This is a genomic window from Streptomyces sp. IBSBF 3136, assembly GCF_036815105.1.
GTDB lineage: Bacteria > Actinomycetota > Actinomycetes > Streptomycetales > Streptomycetaceae > Streptomyces.
The window spans coordinates 1-22,872 of the sequence record NZ_JAJSZC010000125.1; the positions used below are offsets into that span (position 1 = coordinate 1).

The 22,872-nt window shown below is 73.9% G+C and carries 21 protein-coding genes; 15 read left to right on the forward strand and 6 right to left on the reverse strand.

What is annotated here, in order from left to right; genetic code table 11:
• The first annotated feature begins 81 nt into the window (after positions 1-81).
• The 4 genes from V7E45_RS24550 to V7E45_RS24565 all read left to right on the forward strand — a co-directional run bounded on the left by V7E45_RS24550 (position 82) and on the right by V7E45_RS24565 (position 3,581).
• Complete coding sequence (locus V7E45_RS24550; RefSeq protein ID WP_333776363.1) at positions 82-792, forward strand: RNA polymerase sigma factor; 711 nt, start codon at positions 82-84, stop codon at positions 790-792.
• Positions 789-1,160 carry a hypothetical protein gene (locus tag V7E45_RS24555; RefSeq protein WP_333776364.1) on the forward strand — a complete coding sequence of 124 codons (372 nt, stop codon included), beginning with the start codon at positions 789-791 and terminating at the stop codon, positions 1,158-1,160. The genes V7E45_RS24550 and V7E45_RS24555 overlap by 4 nt, the downstream gene beginning before the upstream one ends.
• 158 nt (positions 1,161-1,318) lie before the next feature.
• Positions 1,319-2,284 (forward strand): pirin family protein, encoded by a 966-nt coding sequence (locus V7E45_RS24560; RefSeq protein WP_333776365.1) that lies wholly within the window; start codon positions 1,319-1,321, stop codon positions 2,282-2,284.
• A gap of 259 nt (positions 2,285-2,543) precedes the next feature.
• Complete coding sequence (locus V7E45_RS24565) at positions 2,544-3,581, forward strand: C40 family peptidase (RefSeq protein ID WP_333776366.1); 1,038 nt, start codon at positions 2,544-2,546, stop codon at positions 3,579-3,581.
• Positions 3,582-3,623: 42 nt separating this feature from the next.
• Here the strand turns inward: V7E45_RS24565 and V7E45_RS24570 are convergent, their stop codons facing one another.
• Both V7E45_RS24570 and V7E45_RS24575 read right to left on the reverse strand, forming a co-directional pair.
• Positions 3,624-4,034: a (2Fe-2S) ferredoxin domain-containing protein gene (locus V7E45_RS24570; RefSeq protein ID WP_333776367.1), complete on the reverse strand. Its 411-nt coding sequence runs from the start codon at positions 4,032-4,034 to the stop codon at positions 3,624-3,626.
• A complete protein-coding gene (locus V7E45_RS24575; RefSeq protein WP_333776368.1) occupies positions 4,031-6,025 on the reverse strand; it encodes a heavy metal translocating P-type ATPase in 1,995 nt (664 codons plus the stop codon). The genes V7E45_RS24570 and V7E45_RS24575 overlap by 4 nt, the downstream gene beginning before the upstream one ends.
• A 109-nt stretch (positions 6,026-6,134) precedes the next feature.
• Here V7E45_RS24575 and V7E45_RS24580 point away from each other — a divergent pair, with 109 nt between their 5' ends.
• Together V7E45_RS24580 and V7E45_RS24585 are read left to right on the forward strand one after the other, a co-directional pair.
• Positions 6,135-6,536, forward strand: a complete 402-nt coding sequence (locus tag V7E45_RS24580) for an ArsR/SmtB family transcription factor (RefSeq protein ID WP_333776369.1) — start codon at positions 6,135-6,137, stop codon at positions 6,534-6,536.
• 169 nt (positions 6,537-6,705) lie between these two features.
• A complete protein-coding gene (locus tag V7E45_RS24585; RefSeq protein WP_333776370.1) occupies positions 6,706-8,070 on the forward strand; it encodes an alkaline phosphatase in 1,365 nt (454 codons plus the stop codon).
• A gap of 111 nt (positions 8,071-8,181) precedes the next feature.
• Here the strand turns inward: V7E45_RS24585 and V7E45_RS24590 are convergent, their stop codons facing one another.
• Positions 8,182-9,468 (reverse strand): PAS domain-containing protein, encoded by a 1,287-nt coding sequence (locus tag V7E45_RS24590; RefSeq protein WP_333776371.1) that lies wholly within the window; start codon positions 9,466-9,468, stop codon positions 8,182-8,184.
• 239 nt (positions 9,469-9,707) lie between these two features.
• On the opposite strand from V7E45_RS24590, the gene V7E45_RS24595 reads away from it, so the two are divergent.
• The 5 genes from V7E45_RS24595 to V7E45_RS24615 all read left to right on the forward strand — a co-directional run bounded on the left by V7E45_RS24595 (position 9,708) and on the right by V7E45_RS24615 (position 15,858).
• On the forward strand, positions 9,708-11,081 hold the full coding sequence (locus tag V7E45_RS24595; RefSeq protein ID WP_333776372.1) for an ATP-grasp domain-containing protein: 1,374 nt from the start codon (positions 9,708-9,710) through the stop codon (positions 11,079-11,081).
• Complete coding sequence (locus tag V7E45_RS24600; RefSeq protein ID WP_333776373.1) at positions 11,078-13,090, forward strand: PEP/pyruvate-binding domain-containing protein; 2,013 nt, start codon at positions 11,078-11,080, stop codon at positions 13,088-13,090. The genes V7E45_RS24595 and V7E45_RS24600 overlap by 4 nt, the downstream gene beginning before the upstream one ends.
• 8 nt (positions 13,091-13,098) lie before the next feature.
• Positions 13,099-14,439, forward strand: coding sequence for an MFS transporter (locus V7E45_RS24605; RefSeq protein WP_333776374.1), 1,341 nt, complete (start codon positions 13,099-13,101; stop codon positions 14,437-14,439).
• A 103-nt stretch (positions 14,440-14,542) separates the two neighbouring features.
• Positions 14,543-14,902 (forward strand): tetratricopeptide repeat protein, encoded by a 360-nt coding sequence (locus V7E45_RS24610; protein WP_317446667.1) that lies wholly within the window; start codon positions 14,543-14,545, stop codon positions 14,900-14,902.
• 311 nt (positions 14,903-15,213) lie between these two features.
• On the forward strand, positions 15,214-15,858 hold the full coding sequence (locus tag V7E45_RS24615) for a peptide deformylase (RefSeq protein WP_333776375.1): 645 nt from the start codon (positions 15,214-15,216) through the stop codon (positions 15,856-15,858).
• Positions 15,859-15,894: 36 nt separating this feature from the next.
• Here V7E45_RS24615 and V7E45_RS24620 read toward each other — a convergent pair whose 3' ends face one another.
• Positions 15,895-17,325: a dihydrolipoyl dehydrogenase family protein gene (locus V7E45_RS24620; protein WP_333776376.1), complete on the reverse strand. Its 1,431-nt coding sequence runs from the start codon at positions 17,323-17,325 to the stop codon at positions 15,895-15,897.
• 228 nt (positions 17,326-17,553) lie between these two features.
• Between V7E45_RS24620 and trxA the strand changes: the two genes are divergently transcribed.
• Positions 17,554-17,931 carry a thioredoxin gene (gene trxA, locus V7E45_RS24625; RefSeq protein WP_333776377.1) on the forward strand — a complete coding sequence of 126 codons (378 nt, stop codon included), beginning with the start codon at positions 17,554-17,556 and terminating at the stop codon, positions 17,929-17,931.
• Between the two features lie 124 nt (positions 17,932-18,055).
• Here trxA and V7E45_RS24630 read toward each other — a convergent pair whose 3' ends face one another.
• Positions 18,056-19,102 (reverse strand): LacI family DNA-binding transcriptional regulator, encoded by a 1,047-nt coding sequence (locus V7E45_RS24630; RefSeq protein WP_333776378.1) that lies wholly within the window; start codon positions 19,100-19,102, stop codon positions 18,056-18,058.
• A gap of 132 nt (positions 19,103-19,234) precedes the next feature.
• Between V7E45_RS24630 and V7E45_RS24635 the strand changes: the two genes are divergently transcribed.
• Together V7E45_RS24635 and V7E45_RS24640 are read left to right on the forward strand one after the other, a co-directional pair.
• A complete protein-coding gene (locus V7E45_RS24635) occupies positions 19,235-19,897 on the forward strand; it encodes a TetR/AcrR family transcriptional regulator (RefSeq protein ID WP_333776379.1) in 663 nt (220 codons plus the stop codon).
• 225 nt (positions 19,898-20,122) lie between these two features.
• Positions 20,123-21,274: an FAD-dependent oxidoreductase gene (locus V7E45_RS24640; protein ID WP_333776380.1), complete on the forward strand. Its 1,152-nt coding sequence runs from the start codon at positions 20,123-20,125 to the stop codon at positions 21,272-21,274.
• A 144-nt stretch (positions 21,275-21,418) separates the two neighbouring features.
• On the opposite strand, the gene V7E45_RS24645 is transcribed toward V7E45_RS24640, so the two are convergent.
• On the reverse strand, positions 21,419-22,099 hold the full coding sequence (locus tag V7E45_RS24645) for a TetR/AcrR family transcriptional regulator (RefSeq protein WP_333776381.1): 681 nt from the start codon (positions 22,097-22,099) through the stop codon (positions 21,419-21,421).
• Between the two features lie 103 nt (positions 22,100-22,202).
• On the opposite strand from V7E45_RS24645, the gene V7E45_RS24650 reads away from it, so the two are divergent.
• Positions 22,203-22,760: an NAD(P)H-dependent oxidoreductase gene (locus V7E45_RS24650; protein ID WP_333776382.1), complete on the forward strand. Its 558-nt coding sequence runs from the start codon at positions 22,203-22,205 to the stop codon at positions 22,758-22,760.
• Positions 22,761-22,872: the final 112 nt, after the last annotated feature.

The window sequence follows — 22,872 nt, forward strand, 5'->3', positions numbered from 1 at the left end:
GTTTAACACAACCACTGTGTGGGGGGGGGGGGGGGGGGGGCCCCCCCGGGCCCGCCCCCCCCCACACGGGACGGGAGACCCATGACGACAGCGACACCACCGGCGGCCCTGCCCTGGGACCGGTCCGCCGCCCCGGAGTCCGCCGCCCCACCGTGGCGCCGGTTCGGCCGCGCCCTGCGCACCCGTGGCCTGCGCGCCCGCGTGCTCGCGCGCGTGGGCCTCGGCACGGCCGCCGGCCCGGCACACTCCCGCCGCGGCGACGGCACCGCCGGGCAGGCGCTGAGGGCGGCGCCCGCGTCCCCGTCTCCGTCCGGCATCGAGGAGCTGTACCACCACCGCCGGCTGTCCCTGGTCCGCCTCGCGGTACTGCTGGTCGACGACGTGCCCACGGCCGAGGACGTCGTACAGGACGCCTTCACCGCGCTGTTCCGCCGCCACGGCCACCGGCTCGGCGCGCTGGAGGATCCCGAGGCGTACCTGCGGACCAGTGTCGTCAACGCGGCCCGCTCGGTGCTTCGGCGGCGCCGTACCGTACGGGCGCACACCCCCGAACCCGAGCAGCACGCGCCCGCGCCGGAGGAGGACGTCCTGCTCCACGAGGACCACCGGGAGGTCCTTGCGGCCCTGCGGACGCTCACCGCGCGGCAGCGCGAGGTGCTGCTACTGCGGTACTGGTCGCATCTGTCCGAGGCCGAGATAGCGGCGACGCTCGGGCTGTCCCGGGGCACCGTCAAGTCCACGGCCAGCCGGGCCATCGACGCCCTGGGCCGACGTCTGGAGGGCCTGCGATGAGCACATCCGGCACCGGTACCGGCCCCGCGCCGGTCGAGGAGCGGCTGCGGGCCGCCCTGGCCGCGCGGGCGCTGTCCGTCGGCCCGGCCGATCTGCGGCCGCTGCGGCCGCCGTCCGCCACCGGCCGCCCGCGCCCTGCGGTGCTGCGCCGGACTGCGGTGGGCCTGCTGGCCCTCGCGGCCGCGGCGGCCCTGGTGTTCCTCGCCGTCCGCGGTGGTCCGGACCGGCCCGCCGAGCCCGCCCACCGGCCGCGGCCGACGACCGGCACCCCGACGACCGGCAACCCGACGACCGGCAGCCCGTCCCCCGTCCCCAGCCCCGCGCGTCCGACCACGAGCCGGCCGTCGCCGAGCGTCCCGGGGCCCTGATCCGCCGAACGGGGTGCGGACGGTGTCCGCGTCCGCCCCCACAGGGCCGCCGGTCGCCCCACTCTCCCCAGGTCCGGGCCCCGGGGCCGCGGCGGCCCGCGCAGCACACCCGTACGCGCGCTCGGCGACGACGACGGGCTGCCGCTAAGTTGGGCGGCATGAGCAACCTTGACCGCGCGCCCGTGCCGAGTGTGTGCGGCGGCCGCGGATTCGTCGTAGCCGAGCCCGTCCGCGAGCTGCTGAGCCCCCGTCACGTCAAGCTCGGCGAGTCGACCGAGGTGCGCCGGCTGCTGCCCAACCTCGGCCGGCGCATGATCGGCGCCTGGGCCTTCGTGGACCACTACGGCCCCGACGACATCGCCGACGAGCCCGGCATGCAGGTCCCGCCGCATCCGCACATCGGGTTGCAGACGGTCAGCTGGCTGCACGAGGGCGAGGTGCTGCACCGCGACTCGACCGGCAGCCTCCAGACGATCCGGCCAAGGCAGCTCGGCCTGATGACCTCGGGCCGGGCGATCAGCCACTCCGAGGAGAGCCCGCGGCCGCACGCCCGCTTCCTGCACGGCGCGCAACTGTGGGTGGCGCTGCCCGACGAGCACCGCCACACCGAGCCCGCGTTCGAGTACCACGCCGACCTGCCCACGGTCACCGCGCCGGGCCTCACGGCCACGGTGATCCTCGGCGAGCTCGACGGATCGTCCTCGCCGGGCACGACGTTCACCCCGATCATCGGCGCGGACCTCGCGCTCACCCGGGGCACGGACGTACGCCTCCCGCTGGAACCGGACTTCGAGTACGGCGTGCTGGCCATGTCCGGCGAGGTGCACGTGGACGGCGTGCCGGTGCTGCCGGGCTCGATGCTCTACCTCGGCTGCGGCCGCGCCGAACTCCCGCTGCGCGCCGAGTCGGACGCCGGGATCATGCTGCTGGGCGGTGAGCCGTTCGCCGAGGAGCTGATCATGTGGTGGAACTTCGTCGGACGTACCCAGCAGGACATCGAGCAGGCCCGCGAGGACTGGATGACGGGGTCCCGCTTCGGCGAGGTGAAGGGCTACGACGGCGCCCCGCTGCGCGCCCCCGAGCTGCCACCGGTGCCGCTGAAGGCACGGGGACGGGTGCGCTGAGCCTGACGGGAAGTCAGCAGCCGCCTCGTGAACGAGCACGAAGCGGCGTCAGATCGTCATGAGCGAACACCGGTCGGCGAGCAAGCCGGCACAGAACGAGCGAGTTCTTCCATGCAAACATTTGATCCAAACGTAAGAAAGTCATTAAGGTCTTGATCCAACCCCTCGCTCGGGTGATCACTCAACGGGAGTGACGGTGGAGGGGCACCGCCCACCGACGCGTTGGACAGGCGGCTGAAGGAGCAAGGAGCTCGCCCCTGTGGCGTCCCATCGTCGACCCAAGCAGCCGAGCCGCACGCGTGTCACCGTGCTGACCACCGCAGCCGCCGCTGCCGTCGCGCTCAGCGCGAACGCCGCCGACGCCGCGCCGGGCGAGAAGCTCGGCAAGGACGAGGTCAAGGCGAAGGTCGACAAGCTCTACGAGCAGGCGGAGCAGGCCACCGAGAAGTACAACGGGGCCAAGGAGAAGCAGCAGAAGCTCCAGAAGGAGATCTCCGCGATCCAGGACAGCGTCGCCCGCGGCCAGCAGGAGCTGAACAAGCTGCGCGAGGGCCTGGGTTCGCTGGCGACCGCCCAGTACCGCTCGGGCGGCATCGACGCCTCGGTGCAGCTGTTCCTGTCCTCGGACCCCGACGACTTCCTCGACAAGGCGTCCACGCTCGACCAGTTGAGCGGCCAGCAGGTCGAGGCGCTGGAGAAGATCCAGGACAAGCAGCGCGAACTCGCCCAGGAGCGCGCCGAGGCCACCGAGAAGCTCAAGGACCTGGCCGCCACCCGCACCGAGCTGGGTGAGAAGAAAGAGGAGGTCCAGGGCAAGCTCGCCGAGGCGCAGAAGCTCCTCAACACCCTGACCGCCAAGGAGAAGGCGGCCCTCGACGCCGAGCAGCAGCGCGCCGACCGCTCCTCCACCGAGCGCGTGGACCTCAAGGACGCCCCGCCCGCCTCCGGCCGGGCCGGCGCCGCGTTCTCGGCCGCCCAGAGCCAGATAGGCAAGCCGTACGTCTACGGCGCCACCGGCCCGTCCTCCTTCGACTGCTCGGGCCTGACCTCCTGGGCGTACGCCCAGGCCGGCGTCTCCATACCCCGCACCTCCGAGGCGCAGTCGGGCATCGGGACCCGCCTCACGCGCAGCCAGCTCCAGGTCGGCGACCTGGTCTTCTTCTTCAACGACCTGCACCACGTGGGCCTCTACGCCGGCAACGGCCAGGTGCTGCACGCCCCTCGCACCGGCACGGTCGTCCGCTACGAGTCGATGGACACCATCGGCGGACCGTTCATGTTCGGCGTCCGCGTCTGACCTCGTCGCCCGGGGGCGGGCCGCCCGCACCCGGTGGCGGGATCAGTCCTCCACGGCCTGGCGGACGCGCCGGGACGGGGTGAACGCGTACAGGTCGAGCACGCCGGGCGGGTCCGCCAGTCCGGGACCGCCGGCGGTGATCCACGCGGCTACGTCCCGCAGCGCGTCGGTGTCGTGGACCAGGCCGAGCCACACGGGCCGGCCGCCGGCGGCCCGTCCGGCCGCGGAGGGCTGCACCACGATCACATTGGCCTGTTCGCAGGCGTCCAGGCAGCCGGTCACCCGGACCTGCGCGGTGCCGGCCAGCGCCTGCCTCAGCAGGGCGAGCTGGGCGGCGTGGTCCACGCCCGGGATCTTCTCCGTGCCGCAGCAGCAGCCGCGGCACACGGTGACGGCGCAGGGTGCCGGTGCGGCGGACGCGGCACGGCGGGACCCGCGGTCGCGGCGGCTCACCGGGCCGCCCCGGCCCCGGCACGGCACCAGGCGCCCTCGGCGAGCAGGCGCAGGCCGTTGAGGCCGACGATCACGGTCGAGCCTTCGTGGCCCGCGACACCCAGCGGCAGGGGCAGGGTCCCGGCCAGGTCCCAGATCACCAGGCCGGTGATGAACACCGCGGCGACGACCAGGTTCTGCACGACCAGGCGGCGGGCCCGCCGGGAGAGGCGGACGACGGCGGGGACGGTCGCCAGCTCGTCGCGGACCACGACCGCGTCGGCGGTCTCCAGCGCCAGGTCGGAGCCGGCCCGGCCCATGGCGATGCCGGTGTGGGCGGCGGCCAGCGCGGGGGCGTCGTTGACGCCGTCACCGACCACCAGCACCTTCCGTCCCGCCCGCTCCATCTCCCGCACCGCGGCCACCTTGTCCTGCGGCAGCAGCCCCGCGCGGACGTCGTCGATCCCCGCCTCGCGGGCGAGCCGGGCCGCCGCGCGCGGGTTGTCGCCGGTGACCAGCACCGGGGCGGTGCCCGCCAGCTCGCCGAGGGCCGCGACGGTGGCGGCGGCCTCCGCCCGCAGCCGGTCGGCGATGCCGAGGACCCCGGCCGGCCGGCCGTCGACGGTGACCAGCACGGCGGTACGGCCCTCTTCCTCCAGGGCCGCCACCACTTCCAGGGCCGCCGTCTCTTCCTCGGCGGGACCGCCCGTGCGGCCGTCCGGCAGCCGGGCCGGGCTGCCGACCGCGACGGTCCTGCCTTCGACGGTGGCGCTGACGCCGGTTCCGGGTGCGGAACCGAAGTCCCGGACGAGGGGGATGTCCAGACCGCGGTCGCGGGCGGCGTCCACGATCGCCCGTGCCAGCGGGTGCTCGCTGGGGTGTTCGGCCGCAGCCGCCAGCCGCAGCACCTCGGTCTCCGTCAGGCCGGAGCCGGCCGGCACCCGGACGTCCGTGACCCTGGGCGTGCCCTCGGTCAGGGTGCCCGTCTTGTCCAGCGCCACGGCGTCGACCTGCCCGAGGCGTTCCATGACCACGGCCGACTTGACCAGTACGCCGTGGCGGCCGGCGTTGGCGATGGCGGACAGCAGCGGCGGCATGGTGGCCAGCACGACGGCGCACGGTGAGGCGACGATCATGAACGTCATCGCGCGGAGCAGGGTGGACCGCAGATCGGCGCCGAGCAGCAGCGGAAGCACGAAGAGCGCCACCGTGGCCGCGACCATGCCGAGCGAGTAGCGCTGCTCGACCTTCTCGATGAACAGCTGGGTCGGCGCCTTGGTCCCGGATGCCTCCTCGACCATGGCCACGATCCGGGCGATCACCGAGTCGGCGGGGTCGCGCTCGACCTTCACCCGCAGCGCGCCGGTGCCGTTGAGGGTGCCGGCGAACACCTCGTCCCCGGCCGCCTTCGCGACCGGCAGCGGCTCGCCGGTGATCGTGGCCTGGTCCACCTCACCGGCCCCGTCCAGCACCCGGCCGTCCGCGCCGATGCGTTCACCGGGCCGCACCAGGATGATCTCGCCCACCGCGAGCCGTTCGCTCGGCACCGTCTCCTCGGTGCCGTCGTCGGCGACGCGTGTGGCCGTGGCGGGGGCCAGGTCGAGCAGGCCGCGCACGGAGTCGGCGGTGCGGGCGGTGGCGATCGCCTCCAGCGCCCCCGAGGTGGCGAAGATGACGATCAGCAGCGCGCCGTCCAGGACCTGTCCGATCGCTGCCGCCCCGAGCGCGGCGACCACCATCAACAGGTCCACGTCGAGAGTCTTCTCGCGCAGCGCCTTGAGCCCGGCCCAGCCCGGCTCCCAGCCGCCGGTCACGTAGACGGCCGCGAACAGCGTGCCCCAGGTCCAGGCCGGCGCCCCTGACAGGTACAGGGGCAGAGCGATCAGGAACAGCACCAGAGCGGCGGCCGCCCAGCGGGCCTCGGGCAGGGCGAGGATGCGGGTGCGGCGGCGGGGGGCGACCGACTCGGGCGCCGCGCCGGGCGGCGCCGGACGGGTGAGCGTGGACGACATCGACACGGGGTCCTTCGGGGTGGGCGTAACAGCGTCCGACCGCACCACCCTAACAGGAATGAATGAAGAGTCATTCATGTGTTCATGGGTGGTGCCGTACCATGAGCGCATGGGTCATGGAGCCGCACAGCCGTCAGGACGCGTCCCGCGCAGGAGCCTGGACGCGGCCAGCGCCGCCAAGGTGGCGACCACCCTCCAGGCGCTGGCGACCCCCTCGCGGCTGCTGATCCTCGCCCGGCTGCGCGAAGGCTCCCTGCCCGCGACCGAGCTGGCCGCCGAGGTAGGCATGGAACAGTCGGCCTGCTCCCACCAGTTGCGCCTGCTGCGCAACCTCGGCCTCGTCGTCGGCACCCGCAAGGGCCGTTCGATCGTGTACTCCCTCTACGACAACCACGTCGCGGCACTCATCGACCAGGCCATCTACCACGTCGAGCACCTCCGCCTCGGCCTCACCGACTCCGCCGCCCTCACCGAGCCGGCGGAGGAAGGCGCGGGCGTCCCGAGCGCCTGATCGCGGAGCGGCCGCCGGGGCCCTCGTACCGCCCGACGTCAGCGGGAGCCGCGCGTCATGACCTTGATGCGCGCACACGACCGCCCGTTAACCAGGTCTTTGCCAATCCATGGTGATCTTACGTCCGTTGGTCCACGCATCCGGTCATCGGACGCTTCAAGGAGTCACCATGCACAGACCCACCCGCCGCCACCTCACGGTCGCGACCGCGCTCGTCGCCGCGACGACGGCCGCCGTCGCGGTCACGACCGTCGCCGGCGCCTCCACCGGCAAGGAGCAGGCGCGCAGCGCGATCCAGGACGGGAAGGCGAAGAACGTCATCCTGCTCATCGGTGACGGCATGGGCGACTCGGAGATCACGCTCGCCCGCGACTACACCGTGGGCGCCAACGGCCGTCTGAACATGGACAAGTTCCCGCTCACCGGCGCGTACACCACCTACGCGGTCCACGCCGACGGCACCCCGGACTACGTCACCGACTCCGCCGCGAGCGGCACCGGCTGGGCCACCGGCGTGAAGACCGTCAACGGCCGCATCTCCAAGACCCCCGGCACCGACAAGCCGGTGAAGACCCTCCTGGAGCTGGCCCGGAAGAGCGGTTACGCCACCGGCGACGTCACCACCGCCGAACTCACCGACGCCACCCCGGCCGTGCTCGCCTCGCACGCCACCGACCGCTCCTGCCAGGGCCCGGCCGACATGGCCAAGTGCCCCGCCGACACGATCGCCGCCGGCGGCCCCGGCTCGATCGCCGAGCAGGAGGTCAACCACAAGGTCGACGTCCTCTTCGGCGGTGGCAGGCAGCGCTTCGACCAGGCCGTCACCGACGGCAGGTACAAGGGCCTGACCGTCACCCAGCAGGCGCGGAAGCTGGGTTACCAGGTCGTCACCGACAACGCCTCGATGAAGGCGGCCAAGTCGGGCAGGCCGGTCCTCGGCCTCTTCGCCAAGGGCAACGTCGCCACCGAGTGGACCGGCAAGGCGGCCGCTGTCGGCGGCACGGACCCGCAGCGGTGCGTCACGTCCAACCCGAACCGCCCGGCCGACACCCCCAGCCTCGCCGACTCCGCCACGAAGGCCATCCAGCTGCTGGCGGCCAAGCAGAAGGCCAAGCACTCCAAGCAGGGCTTCTTCCTGCAGATCGAGGGCGCCTCGATCGACAAGCAGGACCACGCCGCCGACCCCTGCGGCCAGATCGGCGAGACCGCGGCCTTCGACAAGGCGGTGAAGGTCGCCCGCGCCTACGCGGCCGAGCACCCGGACACCCTGGTCGTCACCACCGCCGACCACGGCCACACCAGCCAGATCGTCCCGCTGGAGGCCACCCCGCCCGGCCTGTCCTCCACGCTGGTCACCGACGAGGGCCAGCAGCTGAAGGTCAACTACTCGACCAACACGCCGGGTCGGTCCCAGGAGCACACCGGCACCGAGGTCCGCATCGCCGCCCAGGGCCCCTGGGCCTACCGCGTCCTCGGCGTCACCAACCAGACGGACCTGTTCACCACGGTCCGCCAGGCCATGCGCCTGCGCTGAGCCGGGAACGGGGGGCTGGCTTGAGCCGGCCGTCCGGCCGTCCCGCCGCACCGCGCCGAGAGCGTGCCGCCCTGTGCGCGACACGCTCTCCGTGCGTCCGGGGTGGGCCGGTCAGGCGGGGCTGAGCGGGTGCGCCGCCGTGGTGGAGCGCGGTGGCCAGGCGTGCGGGGAGAGGATGCCCAGCGCGTAGGCACGGGCCACCAGTGCCGGCCGGGTCCCGACCCCCAGGAGGCGCCGCAGACGGCTGAGGTGGTAGTCGACCGTCTGCCGGGAGAGGCGCAGGGTCCCGGCGACGTCGGCGTTGCTGTGCCCGGCGGCCAGCAGGGCGAGTATCCGCACCTGGGCGGGCGTCAACGGCGGGTGCGCCTCGTGGCTCAGACCGAGCCGGGTGATCACCGCCCAGACACCGGGCAGGTGTTCGGCGGCGTGCTGGACGGCGCTCAGATGGATCCAGGCCCGGCGCCTGCGGTCACCGTCGACGAGCACCGCGCTGGTGCGCGCGCTCCTGCGCCGCCCGGCGATGAGGTCGTCCCATACCCGGTGCAGCGCCCTGCGCTCGGGGGTCCGGGCCAGCAGGGTGTCCGCGGGCGAACCGACCAGGTCGCCCAGGCGCACGTGCAGCACTTCGGCGGCGGCGGTGCCCGCGTCCCTGACCACCCCGTCGGCGGACAGGCGCAGACAGGCCAGGCCGCTGTGGTCGCGCAGCGCGCGCAGGTCCGCCTCGGCCTGACGCCGCTGCTCCAGCGCCCGGGTGTAGTCGGTGATGTCGACGTAGATCCCCGCCACGCAGCGCCGCGTCCCCCAGCGGACCGGGAAGCGGTAGCCGACCGCGTGCCCGCGGCTGCCGTCCGTGTGCCGGAAGACGAGCGTGTGCCGCGCCGAGTGGCCGCCGGTGAGGACCTGTTCGTCGAGGGCGAGGAACCGCGCCGCGTCGTCGGCCCCGTCGATCTCGGCGAGGTGCCGGCCGATCAGCCGGTCCCGCGTGGTGCCGTACAGATGGGCGTAGGCGTGGTTCGCCCAGACACAGCGGCCGTCGGTGTCACGGACGAAGACCGCCGCCGGGCTCAGGTCGGCGAAGGAGGCGTACGGTCCGGTCCCGGCCACCGCGCCGGCCACCTCGACGGCGACGCCTCTGCTGCGCCCCGCGGACGCACCGCTCTCGCGGGCCGGCCAGTTGACGTCGAACGTGCGGCCCTCGAAGCGCGCCCGGTAGGGGCCGTCGCCGGATAACGGCGCGGGGCCGCCGGCTTCGGCGCACAGCGCCCGCAGGAAGCGCCGGGCGGTGCGTTCGTCGGCGAAGGCGCCGCCTCCGCTCTCGACCAGGCGCGAGCCGCCGTCGGCTTCCCACCAGGACACCGGGAGCGGCGCGAGCAGCGTCTTGAAATCGGCTTCGTCCACGACTCGACTCCTTCGACGTTCCACCAAAATCACTTGGGGTGACACGTCATGCGTGTCCCGTCGACACGTGCGGCATGCCGAACTCCGCCGACCTCAACCGCCCCCAGCAGTCAGGCATTTGCCTGAGAGTCCGGTGCTTCGCCCGCCCGGGAGCGGGCAGCCGGGCTGCTTCGCTGGAAACGGAACCTCGCCATCGCGCGAGGAGCCACCGGACCGGACGACGAAGGAGATGGGATTCCGTGACGAAGGTGCTGTACGTGCATGCCAAGGGAGGTCCCCCGGTGGGGTACGCCCTGCCTCGGGTGGCCGCGAGGTCGACCGTGCACCTGCTGGCACTCAGCGACCTGCCCGCCGACATGGCGGCGGACCCGGCACAGCTGTGCGCGTCGGTCCTCGCCCGCGGGGACGCGGACGAGCACGACCTGGTCGAACTCATCGCCTCCCGGGCCCGCGAGGTCGGCGCGGACGCCGTCATCACCTTCTCGGAGTACGCGGTGGTCGCGGTCGCCGAGGCTGCCCGGCAGCTCGGGTTACGGGGTGCCGGGCCGGCCGCGGCACTCGCCCGCGACAAGCGCCTGATGCGCGCCGCGTGGGAGCGCCACGGCATCCCGCAGCCCCGCTTCCGCGCCGTCGCGACGGCGGAGCAACTGGCGGCCGCCACGGTCGAGTTGACCTGTCCGTTGCTGCTCAAGGCGGCCTGGAGCGCGGGCTCGACCGCGCACCGGATCATCGAGGGGCCCGCGGACGTGCGGGACGCCTGGGAGCGGTCGCACACGGTGATGACCGAGTCGGCGCGCCTCGGGTACGCGGAGCTCCACGTCGGGGGCGCCGGTGAGGACTTCGTCGTGGAGGAGATCGTCACCGGCTGCGCCGAGGAGTGGTTCGACGGCGCGGGCTGGGGCGACTACGTCAGCGTCGAGGGCGCGGTGGTGGACGGTGTCTTCCGGCCGGTGTGCCTGAGCGGCCGGATGCCGACGGTGGCGCCGTTCACCGAGCGGGCCGGCATCACCCCGGCCGCCGTCGGCGCGCGGGCGCAGGACCGGATCGTCGAGCTGGCCCGGCGCGCGGTGGAGGCGCTGGGTCTCGAGAACTGCGGCACCCACACGGAGATCAAGCTCGGGACGGACGGCCGCATGTGGGTCATCGAGACGGCGGCACGCTTCGGCGGCGCGATGACGGTGCCGCAGATCGAGGAGGTCTTCGGCCTCGACCTGATCGGGATGTTCACCGACCAGCTGCTGGGCCGCGCGACCGGCTGGCCGTCGCGGGCGCTGACGTCCGCGGACGCCGAGGGCGCGGCCGGCTCCCTCGTCGTGCTCGCCGTGGACGGCGCCGGCGCCCCCTGGCGCCACCGGCACCTGTGGGACTCGGCGTCGGTGCTGCGCTCCGTACCGGCCGGCGCGGACCGCACCCTGTCCGTCGTCCGGGAGAGTTCGCTGCCGGACGGCACACCGGTGCCGGTCTACGACCCGGCCGCGGGCGCCAACACCATGGCGGGGCTGTGCCTGATGTCCGCCGACCGGCCGCAGACCGTGATCCGCGAATTCACCGCCCTGCTGGACGCGCTCCCGCGCATCCTGCCGACGTACCTCGGCGAGGGGGTGCGGGCATGACCCTCGCCCTGGACGAGGCAGGCGTGCCCGAGGCGGCGGGCGACCGCACCGTCGTCGGCGCCAACCTGTCGCTGCCCCTGTTCCGGACGCTGTCCGGCGTGCTCGCCGGACACCCGTACCTGAAGGTCGTGGTGGACCGGGCCGAGCGCACCTGGCACCTGCTGGACACGCGGGTGCACCCCTTCCACGTCGACTACATCGCCACCCGCGTCCTCGGCATGACGATGGCCGAACTCGACGCGGACCTGGACGCGTTCAACGCGTCCGTGTACATGGACCCCGAACGCCGCTTCCTTCTGGGGGTGCTGTCGCTCCACGCCGAGCAGGACCCGGACGGCACCGAGCGTCCCTTCCTGGTGCTGGAGACCACCGAGGCGGACACCATGCAGGGCCCTCTGCTGGAGGAGTTCTACTGCTATGTGCGCGAGCGGGTCGACGGACGGCTGCCGCTGCTGCTCAAGCCCGCCAACCACGGCCAGGAACACGAACTGGCCTCGATCGGCGAGGCCCGCGTCCCGCGCATCCTCAGCCACGAGCTGTTCGGCAACCGGACCCGCACCTGCCTCAACCCCGGCGAGGCCGAGGGCCGGCTGCGCCACTTCCGCACCACCGCCGAGTACGAGGCAGCAGCCGCGGACCTCGGCTGGTCGGACATCGTCGCGATGCCGCGCCTGCCCGACGACGTGCCCCGGGTGGCCGGGTTCATCAACACCGCTCCCATCACGCCGCTTTCGCACACCAACGTGCTGGCCTCGGGCTGGGGCATCCCGAACGCCGTCGTCCGCGACCTCGACACCCTGGTCCGGCGCGACGGCCTGGACGGTGCCTGGGTGCGCTACCGGGTGCGGGAGGACTCCATCACCCTGGAGCCGCTGCCCGGCAGGCCGGCCCTGACCCGGCCCGCCTGGCACCAGCAGCGCATCCGGATCGGGACACCGCTGCTCCGGCAGGCCCCGGTGCTGGCCCTGGACCGGCTGCGGCGCACCGACCGCGACAGCTACGGCACGAAGGCGGCCAACCTCGGGGAACTGCACCACGTCCTGGACAGCAGGACCGCCGACCTGACGACGTTCTACGCCCGGCCGCGCCCGCCGCGCTCCCATCTGCTCGGCCACCTCGGCGCCCGTCTCGGCGAACCGGGCGCTCCTGCCGAGGAGTTGCGCGCCACTGCGTCCGCGTACGTGGCCACGACGGTCCGCGCGCCCCGTGGCGTGGCGCTGCCGTTCCACCTCCACCACCTGTTCCTGACCTCCTCCCCCACGCTCCAGCAGGGCATCGGCAAGCTGAAGATGGCCCTGGAGCTGGAGGCGTTCGACCTCGTCGACCCGCTGTGCCTGAACCTCCAGCACCTCGTGCGCTGCACGCCGATGCCGGACGAGGTGAGCCGGGCGATCACCGGCGCGGTGCCGGAGCTCCTGGCGGACGGCCGCCGCATGGTGGCGCGTTCCTCCTCCAACGCCGAGGACCTGCCCGGCTTCTCCGCGGCCGGGATCTACGACTCGGTGACCACGGTGCGCGGGGCGGAGCAACTGCTGGACGCCGTACGGCAGGTGTGGGCCTCGCTGCTGTCGCCGCGCAGCGTGCGGCTGCGGCACCAGGCCGGCATCTCCCTGGACGACACCTACATGGGAGTGATCGTCCAGGAGTACGTGCCCGCCGCCCTCGGCGGTGTGCTGGTGACGTGTGACCCGACCCGCCGGGAGGACTTCCGCAACGTGTACGTCAACTGCACCCCCGGCTCCCCGGAGCGGGTGGTGGACGGCACCGTCCTGCCGCAGCAGTACCTGTACAACACCGTGGAGGGGGGCGGCCGTACGGTGGACGTCGGATCCACGGGCGAGGACCTGCCGTCGCGGACCCGCCTGGCGCTCGCCCGGCTCGCCCTCACCGGGCGGCTGCTGCAGTCCCACTTCAGCGTGGACGACACCGACCAGGCGCTGGACGTCGAGTGGCTGATGACGGACCAGGGGGCGTTCCACCTGGTCCAGATCCGCCCCTACGCCCGGTGAGCCGCCGTATGGCCACCCCGTGGCGACGGCGTGCGCGACCGGTCGCCTCACCGGTCGCCCGGCGCATCATCCGTCTCAACAACGGGTTCCAGCTGCTGTTCAACCTGCTGTGGTGGATGCCCGTCTTCTACGCCTACCAGCGCGACGCCGGTCTGTCCGACGGCCAGATCTTCGGCATCCAGAGCATCTACTACATCGCGTTCTGCCTGTTCGAGATCCCTACGGGTGTCGTCGCCGACCGCATCGGCGCCCGCAACTGCCTGCGCGCGGGCGCGGTCGTCATGACGGCGGCGAACATGGCGCCGGTGCTGGCCCCCTCGTACACCGGCTTCCTGCTGCACTTCCTCGCCATCGCGGCCGGCCGCTCCCTCACGTCCGGCGCGGCGAGCGCCTATCTGTACGACGGTCTGCGCGCCGAGGGCGCCGACGCCCACTACCTGAGGGCGGAGGGCACGGCGCGGTCCCTCGGGCTGGCCGCCAAGGTGGTCTGCTGGCCGCTGGTCGGCCCGCTGATGGCGCTGGCCCCGCAGAGCCCGTACGTGCTCAGCGCGGCGAGCGCGGCCGGGTCCCTGGGCTGCGCACTGGCGCTGCCGCGGCTCGCGCCGCGCGGCGGGGCCACCCGCGCGGACGGGCTCGGACGGCGCACCGGCACCCTGCTGCGGGACACCGGCGCCGCGGTGCGTGCCCTGCGTGCGTCGCCGTGGCTGCCGCTGCTCATGGTGCAGGGCGTGGCGGTGTTCACGCTCTCGCGCATCTGCCAGGTCAACCTGTTCCAGCCGGTGCTCCTGGAACACGGGATCAAGGAGAGCGCGCACGGCGGTGTGCTCGCGGCCATGACGGTGGCCGAGGCGGTGGCGTCGGCCCGCCCGCAGTGGCTGAGCCGCCGGGTGTCACCGGCCGCCTGGGTGTCCCTGCTGAGCGTGGCGCTGGCCGCCGCGCTCGCGGCCACCGCGCTCGGCGGACCCTGGCTGGTGGTGGCGCTGCTGTGCGCGTTCGCGGCGCTCACCGGGTTCGTCTATCCCGTGCAGCGCAAGCTCGTCAACGACGCCGTCCCGGCGGACGCGCCGCGTGCCACGCTGCTGTCGGTGGAGAGCATCGTGGACCGTGGCGTGTGCGCCCTGGCCGCGGTCGCCGCGGGGGCCTATCTGGCGGCCGGCCGGCTGGACGCACTGCTGTGGCAGAGCGCCGCGGTCACCTGCGTGCTGATCCCGGTCCTGCACCTCGCGCTGCGCCGGCTGGGCCCCGGGGCCCCGCGCGGCCGCCGCGCGGCACGCGGTCCCGCCAGGCCGGCGGAGGCGGACCGGCCGCTGCCGCTGCCCGTCGACGAAGGGGTCGCGCCGCACCCGTGAGGCAGAGCGGAGCGAAGCAGCGGCGGAGGGGAGCAGCGGGGGTGAAGCATTAGTGGAATATTGAACAACCCCCTTCGGTTGGAGCCGTCGAAGGAGGTCACGAGTGGAGACGCAGAGCACGACCACGTACTACGACCACGGCAGCACCGCCGAGCGCTGGGAGCGCGCGCGACTGTTCTTCGACGCGAAGGACTACGCGGGCGCGGCGCGCGTGCTGGCCCGGCTGGTCGAGGAGGTGCCGGAGCAGACCGGACCCCGGCTGCTGCTGGCCCGCGCCTACTACCACTCGGCCCAGCTGCACCGAGCGGAGGCCGAGCTGCGGCTCATCGTGGAGCGCGACCCGGTGGAGCACTACGCCCGGCTGATGCTGGGCCGCACGCTCCAGCGGCAGGCGCGGCACGACGAGGCGGAACCGCACCTGCGGATCGCCTCGGCGCTCGCGGGTGACTTCCCCCGGGAGTGAGCGGTGCGGGCGGGCCCGGTTCCCCGGCGGAACCGGGCCCTAGGCGCGTTACGGGGCGTCGGCGCGTCCGGGCCCCCCGGCACGTTCCGGGGCGTCGCTTCGCCTCGGCCGCGCCCTTCGCCGCGCCGTCGGCCGCGTTCGCGGGCGTGCGGCGCCCCCCGCGGTGCGCGATCTCGCCCAGGACGACGTCGACGGCGACGAGGGCGGCCAGGGTGTCGGTCCATTGGTCGGGCCGGAAGGGCACCTGGTCCCCCGGGGTGTTGGTGAGCTGTGCCGCACGACGGGGCAGGTGGACATGGCATTCTGACGCGATGGCACCTCCCAGCGAACGCGCGTCCGTCGCCGAGCGGGTCGAGGAACTCCTCGCCGCCGGCGGACCCTTGCCCATCGTCACGGCCGGTCAGCCGGTCCTGCGGCGCGGCGGTGAGCCCTACGAGGGCCAGCTCTCCCCCGCCCTGCTGGCCCGTTTCGTCGAGGCCCTGCGCCTCACCATGCACGCGGCGCCCGGCGTCGGCCTCGCCGCCCCCCAGGTCGGCATCCCGTTGCGGATCGCGGTCGTCGAGGACCCGGCTCCGGTGCCCGAGGACGTGGCGCTGGTCCGTGGCCGGGTGCCGCAGCCGTTCCGGGTCCTGGTCAACCCGTCGTACGAGCCCGCCGGTGACGCGCGTGCCGCGTTCTTCGAGGGCTGCCTGAGCGTGCCGGGCTGGCAGGCCGTGGTGGCCCGGCACGCCGAGGTGCGGCTGCGCGGCGAGGACGAGCACGGCCGGGCGCTGGACGAGGTCGTCGGCGGGTGGCCCGCCCGTATCGTGCAGCACGAGACGGACCACCTCGACGGCACCCTCTACCTCGACCGCGCGGAACTGCGGTCCCTGTCCACGAACGAGGCGGTGGCGGCCCTGTGGGCACAACCGGCGCCGGAGGCGGCGGCCGAGGCGCTCGGCTTCACGCTGCCCTGACGTGTCGTCGGCCGCCGGTACATCACCCCACAGCCGTCAGTTGTCCCGGTAGGCCTCGAGGAGCCGCAACCACACCTCGCTGAGCGTCGGGTACGACGGGACGGCGTGCCACAGGCGGCCGACCGGGACGCGGCCGGTGATCGCGACGGTCGCGGAGTGGACGAGTTCGCCGACGCCGGGGCCGACGAAGGTGACCCCGCGCAGGATCTCCTCCTCCAGATCGACCACCATGCGGGCGCGGCCGTTGTAGCCGTCGCCGTACAGGCCGGCCCCCGCGACGGTGGAGAACGCGACGTCGACGGCGCGGACCCGGTGCCCGGCCTGTTCGGCCTCGGCGAGGGAGAGGCCGACCGCGGCCGCCTCGGGCTCGGTGAAGACGACCTGGGGTACGGCGTCGTGGTCGGCGGTGGCCACGTGGGCGCCCCAGGGCTCGTCCAGCAGCGGGCCGCCGGCGGCGCGTGCGGCGATGGCGGCGCCCGCGATACGGGCCTGGTACTTGCCCTGGTGGGTGAGAAGCGCGCGATGGTTGACGTCGCCGACCGCGTAGAGCCAGTCGGTGCCGGTGACGCGCAGGGTGTCGTCGGTCTCCAGCCAGGAGCCCGGTTCCAGGCCGACGGTGTCCAGGCCGATGTCGTCGGTGTGCGGGACGCGGCCGGTGGCGAACAGGATCTCGTCGGCCTCGAGGCGGTCGCCGGTGCCGGTGACGGCCACGACCGTGCCGTTCTCGCGGCTGACGGACTCCACGGCGGTCCCGGTGCGGATGTCGACGCCCGCCTGGGCGAGGGCTTCCGCGACCAGTTCCCCGGCGAACGGCTCCATGCGGTTGAGCAGGCCCTTGCCGCGGACCAGCAGGGTGACGCGCGAGCCGAGGGCCTGCCACGCGGTGGCCATCTCGGTGGCGACGACGCCGCCGCCGACCACGATCAGCCGGCCCGGTGCCGCCTTGGCGCTGGTGGCCTCGCGGCTGGTCCAGGGCTTGACCTCGGCCAGTCCCGGCAGGTCGGGGAGCTGGGCGCGGGTGCCGGTGCTGACGGCGACGGCGTGCCGCGCGGTCAGGGTGGTCACGGTGCCGTCGGGGGCCGTCACGGTGACCGCGCGGGGCCCCGCGAGGCGGCCGTGGCCGCGGTAGAGGTCGGCGCCGATGCCGTTCAGCCAGGCGACCTGGCCGTCGTCCTGCCAGTGGGAGGTGTACGTGTCCCGGCGGGCGAGCACGGCGGGCGTGTCGAGGGGTCCCTGGACCGACTGGCTCAGGCCCGGCAGGCGCCGTGCGTCGGCCTGCGCGATCACCGGCCTGAGCAGCGCCTTGCTGGGCATGCAGGCCCAGTACGAGCACTCGCCGCCGACCAGTTCGCTCTCCACGATCGCGGTGGTGAGACCGGCCGCGCGGGTGCGGTCGGCGACGTTCTCCCCCACGGGCCCGGCCCCGAGCACCACGACGTCGTACGCGATGGATTCCGTTTCCGTCATGGAGTCAGTCTGGTGGGTGGTTGCCGCGGGGGCCACACGGGTACGCGCGCGGAACACGACTGTGCACGGACGGAACAGACCGGAGCAGGCACCACACGGATCCGGCGGTCACGCGGCGGGCGTGCGGCGAGGACGCCGCGGGCGCGCCGCGGGCACGGAATAGGCGGGCGGACCGCCGTGTTCTCGCCGTCGGCACCATCCCCACACCAGGAATGAGGGAATCACGCCATGAGCAGCACCATGGAGCTGACCAAGGACAACTTCGACCAGACGGTCACCGACAACGAGTTCGTCCTCATCGACTTCTGGGCGTCCTGGTGCGGGCCGTGCCGTCAGTTCGCACCCGTGTACGAGAAGGCGGCCGAGGACAACCCGGACCTGGTGTTCGCCAAGGTCGACACCGAGGCGCAGCCGGAGCTGGCCGAGGCCTTCGGCATCCAGTCGATCCCGACGCTGATGATCGTCCGGGACCAGGTCGCGATCTTCGCCCAGCCGGGCGCGCTGCCCGAGGCCGCCCTCGCGGACGTCATCGGCCAGGCCCGGAAGCTGGACATGGACGAGGTCCGCAAGAGCATCGCCGCCCAGGAGAGCGGCGCCGCCGAGTAACCGGCGGCCGCTTCCTGCGCCGGGTGATCCCCCGGACCGAACGCATGCCGCACGCGGCGGGTCGTCCGCCGCGTGCGGCATGCGTCGTCCTCGGGGCGTGCACGCCCCCGTCCGCCCCGCCGGGTCAGCTGGAGTCACGGGGGACCAGGGCAGCGCCCAGCACCTTGCGGACCTCGGGCTCGGCGCCCGGGTCACGCACCGCGTGGTCGACGAGTTCGGCGAGCTCGCGGCCGGAGGGCAGCTCGATGTGGACGGTGGTGAGCCGGGGCCGCAGCAGCCGGCCGAGCATCAGGTCGTCGGCGCCGACCACGGCCACGTCCTCGGGGACGCGCAGGCCCTCGTCCTGGAGCGCGCGCATCAGCAGCATGGCGTACTCGTCGTTGTAGGCGAACACGGCGTCCAGGCCCGACCGGGCCCAGCGGGAGGCGAGTTCGGCGGCGGCCTGCTCGGTGTAGGCGAGCGGCAGTTCGGTCACACTCGCGTCCGTGCCCCGGAGTGCCTGGCGCACCCCGGCGAGCCGGGGCCGGGAGAACGCCTCCAGCCCCTCCTCGTCCGGGACCACCACACCGATACGGCGTCGGCCACGGGCGTGCAGATGGGCGCCCACGCAGTGGCCGACGGCCTCGTGGTCCATCAGCAGGGCGTGCGCGCCCTCGACGCGTTCGGGGCCGAGGGTCACCACGGCCCGCGCACCGGCGCGCTTGAGGACCGCGACACCCTGCGGACCGAGCCCCGTTCCGGGCACCAGGACGGCGACCGGCCTCAACTCGGCCCAGGCACGGGCGGTTTCGTCCCCCTGGCGGCCGACGGTGCCGTACTGCACCACCGTGTAGTCCAGGCGGCCGAGCGCCGCCTGCAGTTCGCTGAGGAAGCGGCTGTAGAGCGGGCCGACCGGGATGGCCGGGGCGGGCATCAGGACCATGCGGCTGTGCCCGGCGCGCAGGCTGCGGGCGGCCGCGTGGGGCACGTACCCCAGTTCCCGTGCGGCCGCGTGGACGCGGCGGCGGGTGGGCTCGCTGATCCGGACGGCGCTGGTGTTGTTGAGGACGTAGGAGACGGTCGCGCGCGAGACGCCGGCCAGCCGGGCCACGTCGGCACTCGTCGGGACGGAGTGCGATGCGGGCGCCGCGGACGGGGGCGTGTTCGGTATCTGCACCATGACAGACCGCATAGTGGCAGAAGCGGGCAGGACGCCGGTCGGCGGGGGAACGTCGTTCACGGCTGAACGAATGAAGCCGTTTCAGTAGCCGAACATGTTCGTCAAGAACTTGTTCGCTACGAACATGTTCGTTATCGTCGTCGTATGACAGCCGCTCCGCGCTCCCGCCGCGACCGCCCCGCCAAGCCCGCCCTCACCCGCGAGGGCATCGTCGCCGCCGCCGTGGCGATCCTGCGCGCGGAGGGCCTGCGCAAGGTGACCATGCGACGGCTCGCCCAGGAGCTCGACACGGGCCCCGCCTCGCTGTACGTCTACATCCGCAACACCGACGAGCTGCACGCGGCCGTCCTGGACGAACTGCTCGGCAGGATGGGGCCCGTCCCGGCCGTGGGCACCTGGCGCGAGCGGCTGGAACACATGCTCACCGCCTACACGCGGGTGCTCCTGGAGCACCCGAGCCTCGCCCGCTCGGCACTGACCGCGTGGCCGAGCGGCCCGCACTACCTGGACCTGATCGAGACTCTGCTCGCCCTGCTGGACGAGGGCGGGGTGCCGCGCGAGCGCGCCGCCTGGGGCGTCGACCTGCTGCTCCAGCACGCCACCGCGACCGCCGCCGAGCACGCGGGCGAGGAGCCCGCCGCCGACTGGCAGGCCCTGCGCAGCGCTCTGCGCGGAGCGTCCCGTGAGACCCACCCGCACATCGCCGCCGGCTCGGCCGTCCTGCTGTCCGGCGCTCCCGAGGCCCGGTTCTCCTGGGCCATCCAGGCCCTCGTCAACGGCATCGAGCACACCGCCGTACCCGACTGACGGCCACCGCACCGCCGCACCCGACCGACGGCCGCTGCATGGCGCCGCACGACCGACGACCGCCACACCGCGCCGTACAACCTACGGCCGGCCAGACCGTGCCGCACGACCGACGGCGAGCGCATCGCGCCGTACGACCGACGACCACCACACCGCGTCGCACGACCGACGGCGAGCGCATCGCCGCGGACGCGTGACGACGACGCATCCCCCGGAGGCACAGCCATGTCCATCCCCCACCACGAGATCGCCGTCGTCGGCGCCGGACTCGGCGGGCTCGCGCTCGCTCGCGTGCTGCACGTGCACGGCGTCCAGGCCGCCGTGTTCGACCTGGACGCCTCGCCGGCCGCGCGCACCCAGGGCGGCATGCTCGACATCCATGACGAATCCGGCCAGGAGGCGCTGCGCGCGGCCGGACTGCACGCGGAGTTCCTGACCCGGGTGCACGTCGGCGGTCAGGCCATGCGGGTCCTGGACCGGCACGGGGAGGTCCGCCTCGACGAGCCCGACGGCGGCACCGGCGGCCGCCCCGAGATAGACCGCGGCGACCTGCGCGACCTGCTGCTGGACTCGCTGCCGGAGGGCACCGTCCGCTGGGGCGTGAAGGTGACCGGCGTGCGCCCGCTCGGCGACGGCCGGCACGAGGTGACGCATGCCGACGGGGGCAGTTTCACCACGGGGCTGCTGGTCGGCGCCGACGGCGCCTGGTCCCGCGTCCGCCGGCTGGTGTCGCCCGCCGAGCCGGCCTACACCGGCGTGTCCTTCGTGGAGGCCGACCTGCTGGACGCCGACGCGCGCCATCCCGTGAGCTCCCGGGTGGTCGGCGGCGGCATGCTGTTCGCGCTGGGTCCGGGCCGCGGCTTCCTCGCGCACCGCGAGTCCGACGGCAGCCTGCACGTGTACGCGGCCGTGGCGGCGCCGGAGGACTGGCTGGACGGCATCGACTTCACGGACGGCGAGGCCGCCAGGGCGGCCGTGCTGAAGGAGTTCGACGGCTGGGACGAGAGCCTGCGGGCACTGGTCGGGGACGCGGACGGCACGCTGGTGCCCCGGCGGATCCAGGCACTGCCGGTCGGGCACCGCTGGGACCGGGTCCCGGGGGTCACCCTGCTCGGCGACGCAGCACACCTGATGTCTCCGTTCGCGGGCGAGGGCGCCAACCTGGCACTTCTCGACGGCGCCGAGCTGGGCCTCGCGATCGCCGCGCACCCCGGGGACACCGAGGCCGCGCTGGCCGCCTACGAGGAGCGGCTGTTCCCGCGCGCCGAGGCGTCCGCGGCCGAGTCCGCGCACAGCGGAGAGCTGCTGTTCCGCGCCGACGCGCCGCGGGGCCTGCTCGACATGTTCGCCGGCCACGAGGCCGCACGGGACGCCTGAACGACCGCACGGGAGGCCTGGGCGCCGCACGGCGCGGAGCCCCGGCCAGGCGGGGCCAGGACGTCCGGTGGCGGGGAGCGCCTCGGCGGCGGGGAGCCGGCCGGCGGTGGGCAGCCCGGTGGGGAGGTCACCGGGGTGGGGAGATCAGCGGGGCGGCTCCGTGCGGGTCAGCCGGGCGACGAGGTCGATCCAGCCGGCCTCGAGTCGCTCCATGGGCATGCCGCACTGACGGGTCAGATGGTGGATCAGGGCGGGATCGAGATACGCCAGCAGGGTCTGGGCGAGGAGGTCGCAGTCGGCGTCCGGCTCGATCTGCCGCAGCAGCATGGTGACGTGGGTGCGCAGCGCGCCCAGCGCCGGATGGGCGAACCGCCGGTCCGGCTCGGGCTGGGCGGCCAGCTGGAGATCCAGCTGCTCGGCCGACCGGTACAGCACCGCCACGCCGAAGGCCCGCAGCCGCTCCAGCGGGGGCGCCCCGGGGCCGAGCGGCGGCGGCCCGCCGAGGAAGTCGGCCTGCAGCCGCCGGCCGGAGTGGTCGAGCAGCGCCGTGAGCAAACCGGTGCGGTCGCCGAAGCGGCGGAACACCGTCCCCTTGCCGACCTGGGCGGCCGCGGCCACCGCCTCCATGGTGACCCCGGCCACCCCGTGCTCCGCGATCAGCCGGGCGGCCGCTTCCAGCAGCCGGGCCCGGTTGCGGGCGGCGTCGGCGCGCAGGCACGGTTCTTCAGGACCCGTGCCGACCTCCAGCAGCTGTGGGGACTCGACGGGCTCCTGAGGCTGGGGGCAGGGCGGCAGGACGCTGGACATGAAGACAGCGTAAAGCATGGGGAACAAAACTGGACCGCGGTCCGCTTAGCCTGATAGAAAAGCTAAGCGGACCTCGGTCCGGTTCGTGACAGCGATGTTTCAGTCCTTTTGGAGATCCCCCATGTCTGTTCGCATCCTCGCGCTCGTCGGCAGCCTGCGTGCCGGTTCGCACAACCGCCAGCTCGCCGAGGCGGCCGTCAAGCTCGCCCCCGAGGGTGCCGAGGTCGACCTCTTCGAGGGCCTGGCCGACGTTCCCTTCTACAACGAGGACCTCGACGTCGAGGGTGACGTCCCGGCCGCCGCCGCCAAGCTGCGCGCCGCCGCCCAGGCCGCCGACGCCTTCCTGCTCTTCTCGCCCGAGTACAACGGCACCATCCCGGCCGTCCTGAAGAACGCCATCGACTGGCTGTCCCGCCCCTACGGCGCCGGCGCCTTCGGCGGCAAGCCCGTCGCCGTCGTCGGCACCGCCTTCGGCCAGTACGGCGGCGTGTGGGCGCAGGACGACACCCGCAAGGCCGTGGGCATCGCCGGCGGCAAGGTGATCGAGGACATCAAGCTCTCGATCCCCGGCTCCGTGACCCGCTTCGCCGAGACCCACCCGGTCGACGACGCCGAGGTCGCCGCCCAGCTCACCGAGGTCGTCGCCCGCCTGCACGGCAACGTGGGCGCGGCCGCCTGAGCCGCCGCACCACCCGCCGCGGGGGGGGGGGGGGGGGGGGGGGGGGGGGGGGGGGGGCGCCGCGGGGGGGGGGGGGGGGGGGGGGGGGGGGGGGGGGGGGGGGGGGGGGGGG

Bases quoted from the DNA above. Each gene is read 5' to 3' on its own strand.
- V7E45_RS24585 (WP_333776370.1), top strand. From the start codon at position 6,706: ATGCACAGACCCACCCGCCGCCACCTCACGGTCGCGACCGCGCTCGTC.
- V7E45_RS24650 (WP_333776382.1), top strand. From the start codon at position 22,203: ATGTCTGTTCGCATCCTCGCGCTCGTCGGCAGCCTGCGTGCCGGTTCG.
- V7E45_RS24635 (WP_333776379.1), top strand. From the start codon at position 19,235: ATGACAGCCGCTCCGCGCTCCCGCCGCGACCGCCCCGCCAAGCCCGCC.
- V7E45_RS24645 (WP_333776381.1), bottom strand. From the start codon at position 22,099: ATGCTTTACGCTGTCTTCATGTCCAGCGTCCTGCCGCCCTGCCCCCAG.
- V7E45_RS24575 (WP_333776368.1), bottom strand. From the start codon at position 6,025: ATGTCGTCCACGCTCACCCGTCCGGCGCCGCCCGGCGCGGCGCCCGAG.
- V7E45_RS24580 (WP_333776369.1), top strand. From the start codon at position 6,135: ATGGGTCATGGAGCCGCACAGCCGTCAGGACGCGTCCCGCGCAGGAGC.
- V7E45_RS24630 (WP_333776378.1), bottom strand. From the start codon at position 19,102: ATGCGGTCTGTCATGGTGCAGATACCGAACACGCCCCCGTCCGCGGCG.
- V7E45_RS24605 (WP_333776374.1), top strand. From the start codon at position 13,099: ATGGCCACCCCGTGGCGACGGCGTGCGCGACCGGTCGCCTCACCGGTC.
- V7E45_RS24555 (WP_333776364.1), top strand. From the start codon at position 789: ATGAGCACATCCGGCACCGGTACCGGCCCCGCGCCGGTCGAGGAGCGG.
- V7E45_RS24550 (WP_333776363.1), top strand. From the start codon at position 82: ATGACGACAGCGACACCACCGGCGGCCCTGCCCTGGGACCGGTCCGCC.
- V7E45_RS24620 (WP_333776376.1), bottom strand. From the start codon at position 17,325: ATGACGGAAACGGAATCCATCGCGTACGACGTCGTGGTGCTCGGGGCC.
- V7E45_RS24560 (WP_333776365.1), top strand. From the start codon at position 1,319: ATGAGCAACCTTGACCGCGCGCCCGTGCCGAGTGTGTGCGGCGGCCGC.
- V7E45_RS24640 (WP_333776380.1), top strand. From the start codon at position 20,123: ATGTCCATCCCCCACCACGAGATCGCCGTCGTCGGCGCCGGACTCGGC.
- trxA (WP_333776377.1), top strand. From the start codon at position 17,554: ATGAGCAGCACCATGGAGCTGACCAAGGACAACTTCGACCAGACGGTC.
- V7E45_RS24600 (WP_333776373.1), top strand. From the start codon at position 11,078: ATGACCCTCGCCCTGGACGAGGCAGGCGTGCCCGAGGCGGCGGGCGAC.
- V7E45_RS24615 (WP_333776375.1), top strand. From the start codon at position 15,214: ATGGCACCTCCCAGCGAACGCGCGTCCGTCGCCGAGCGGGTCGAGGAA.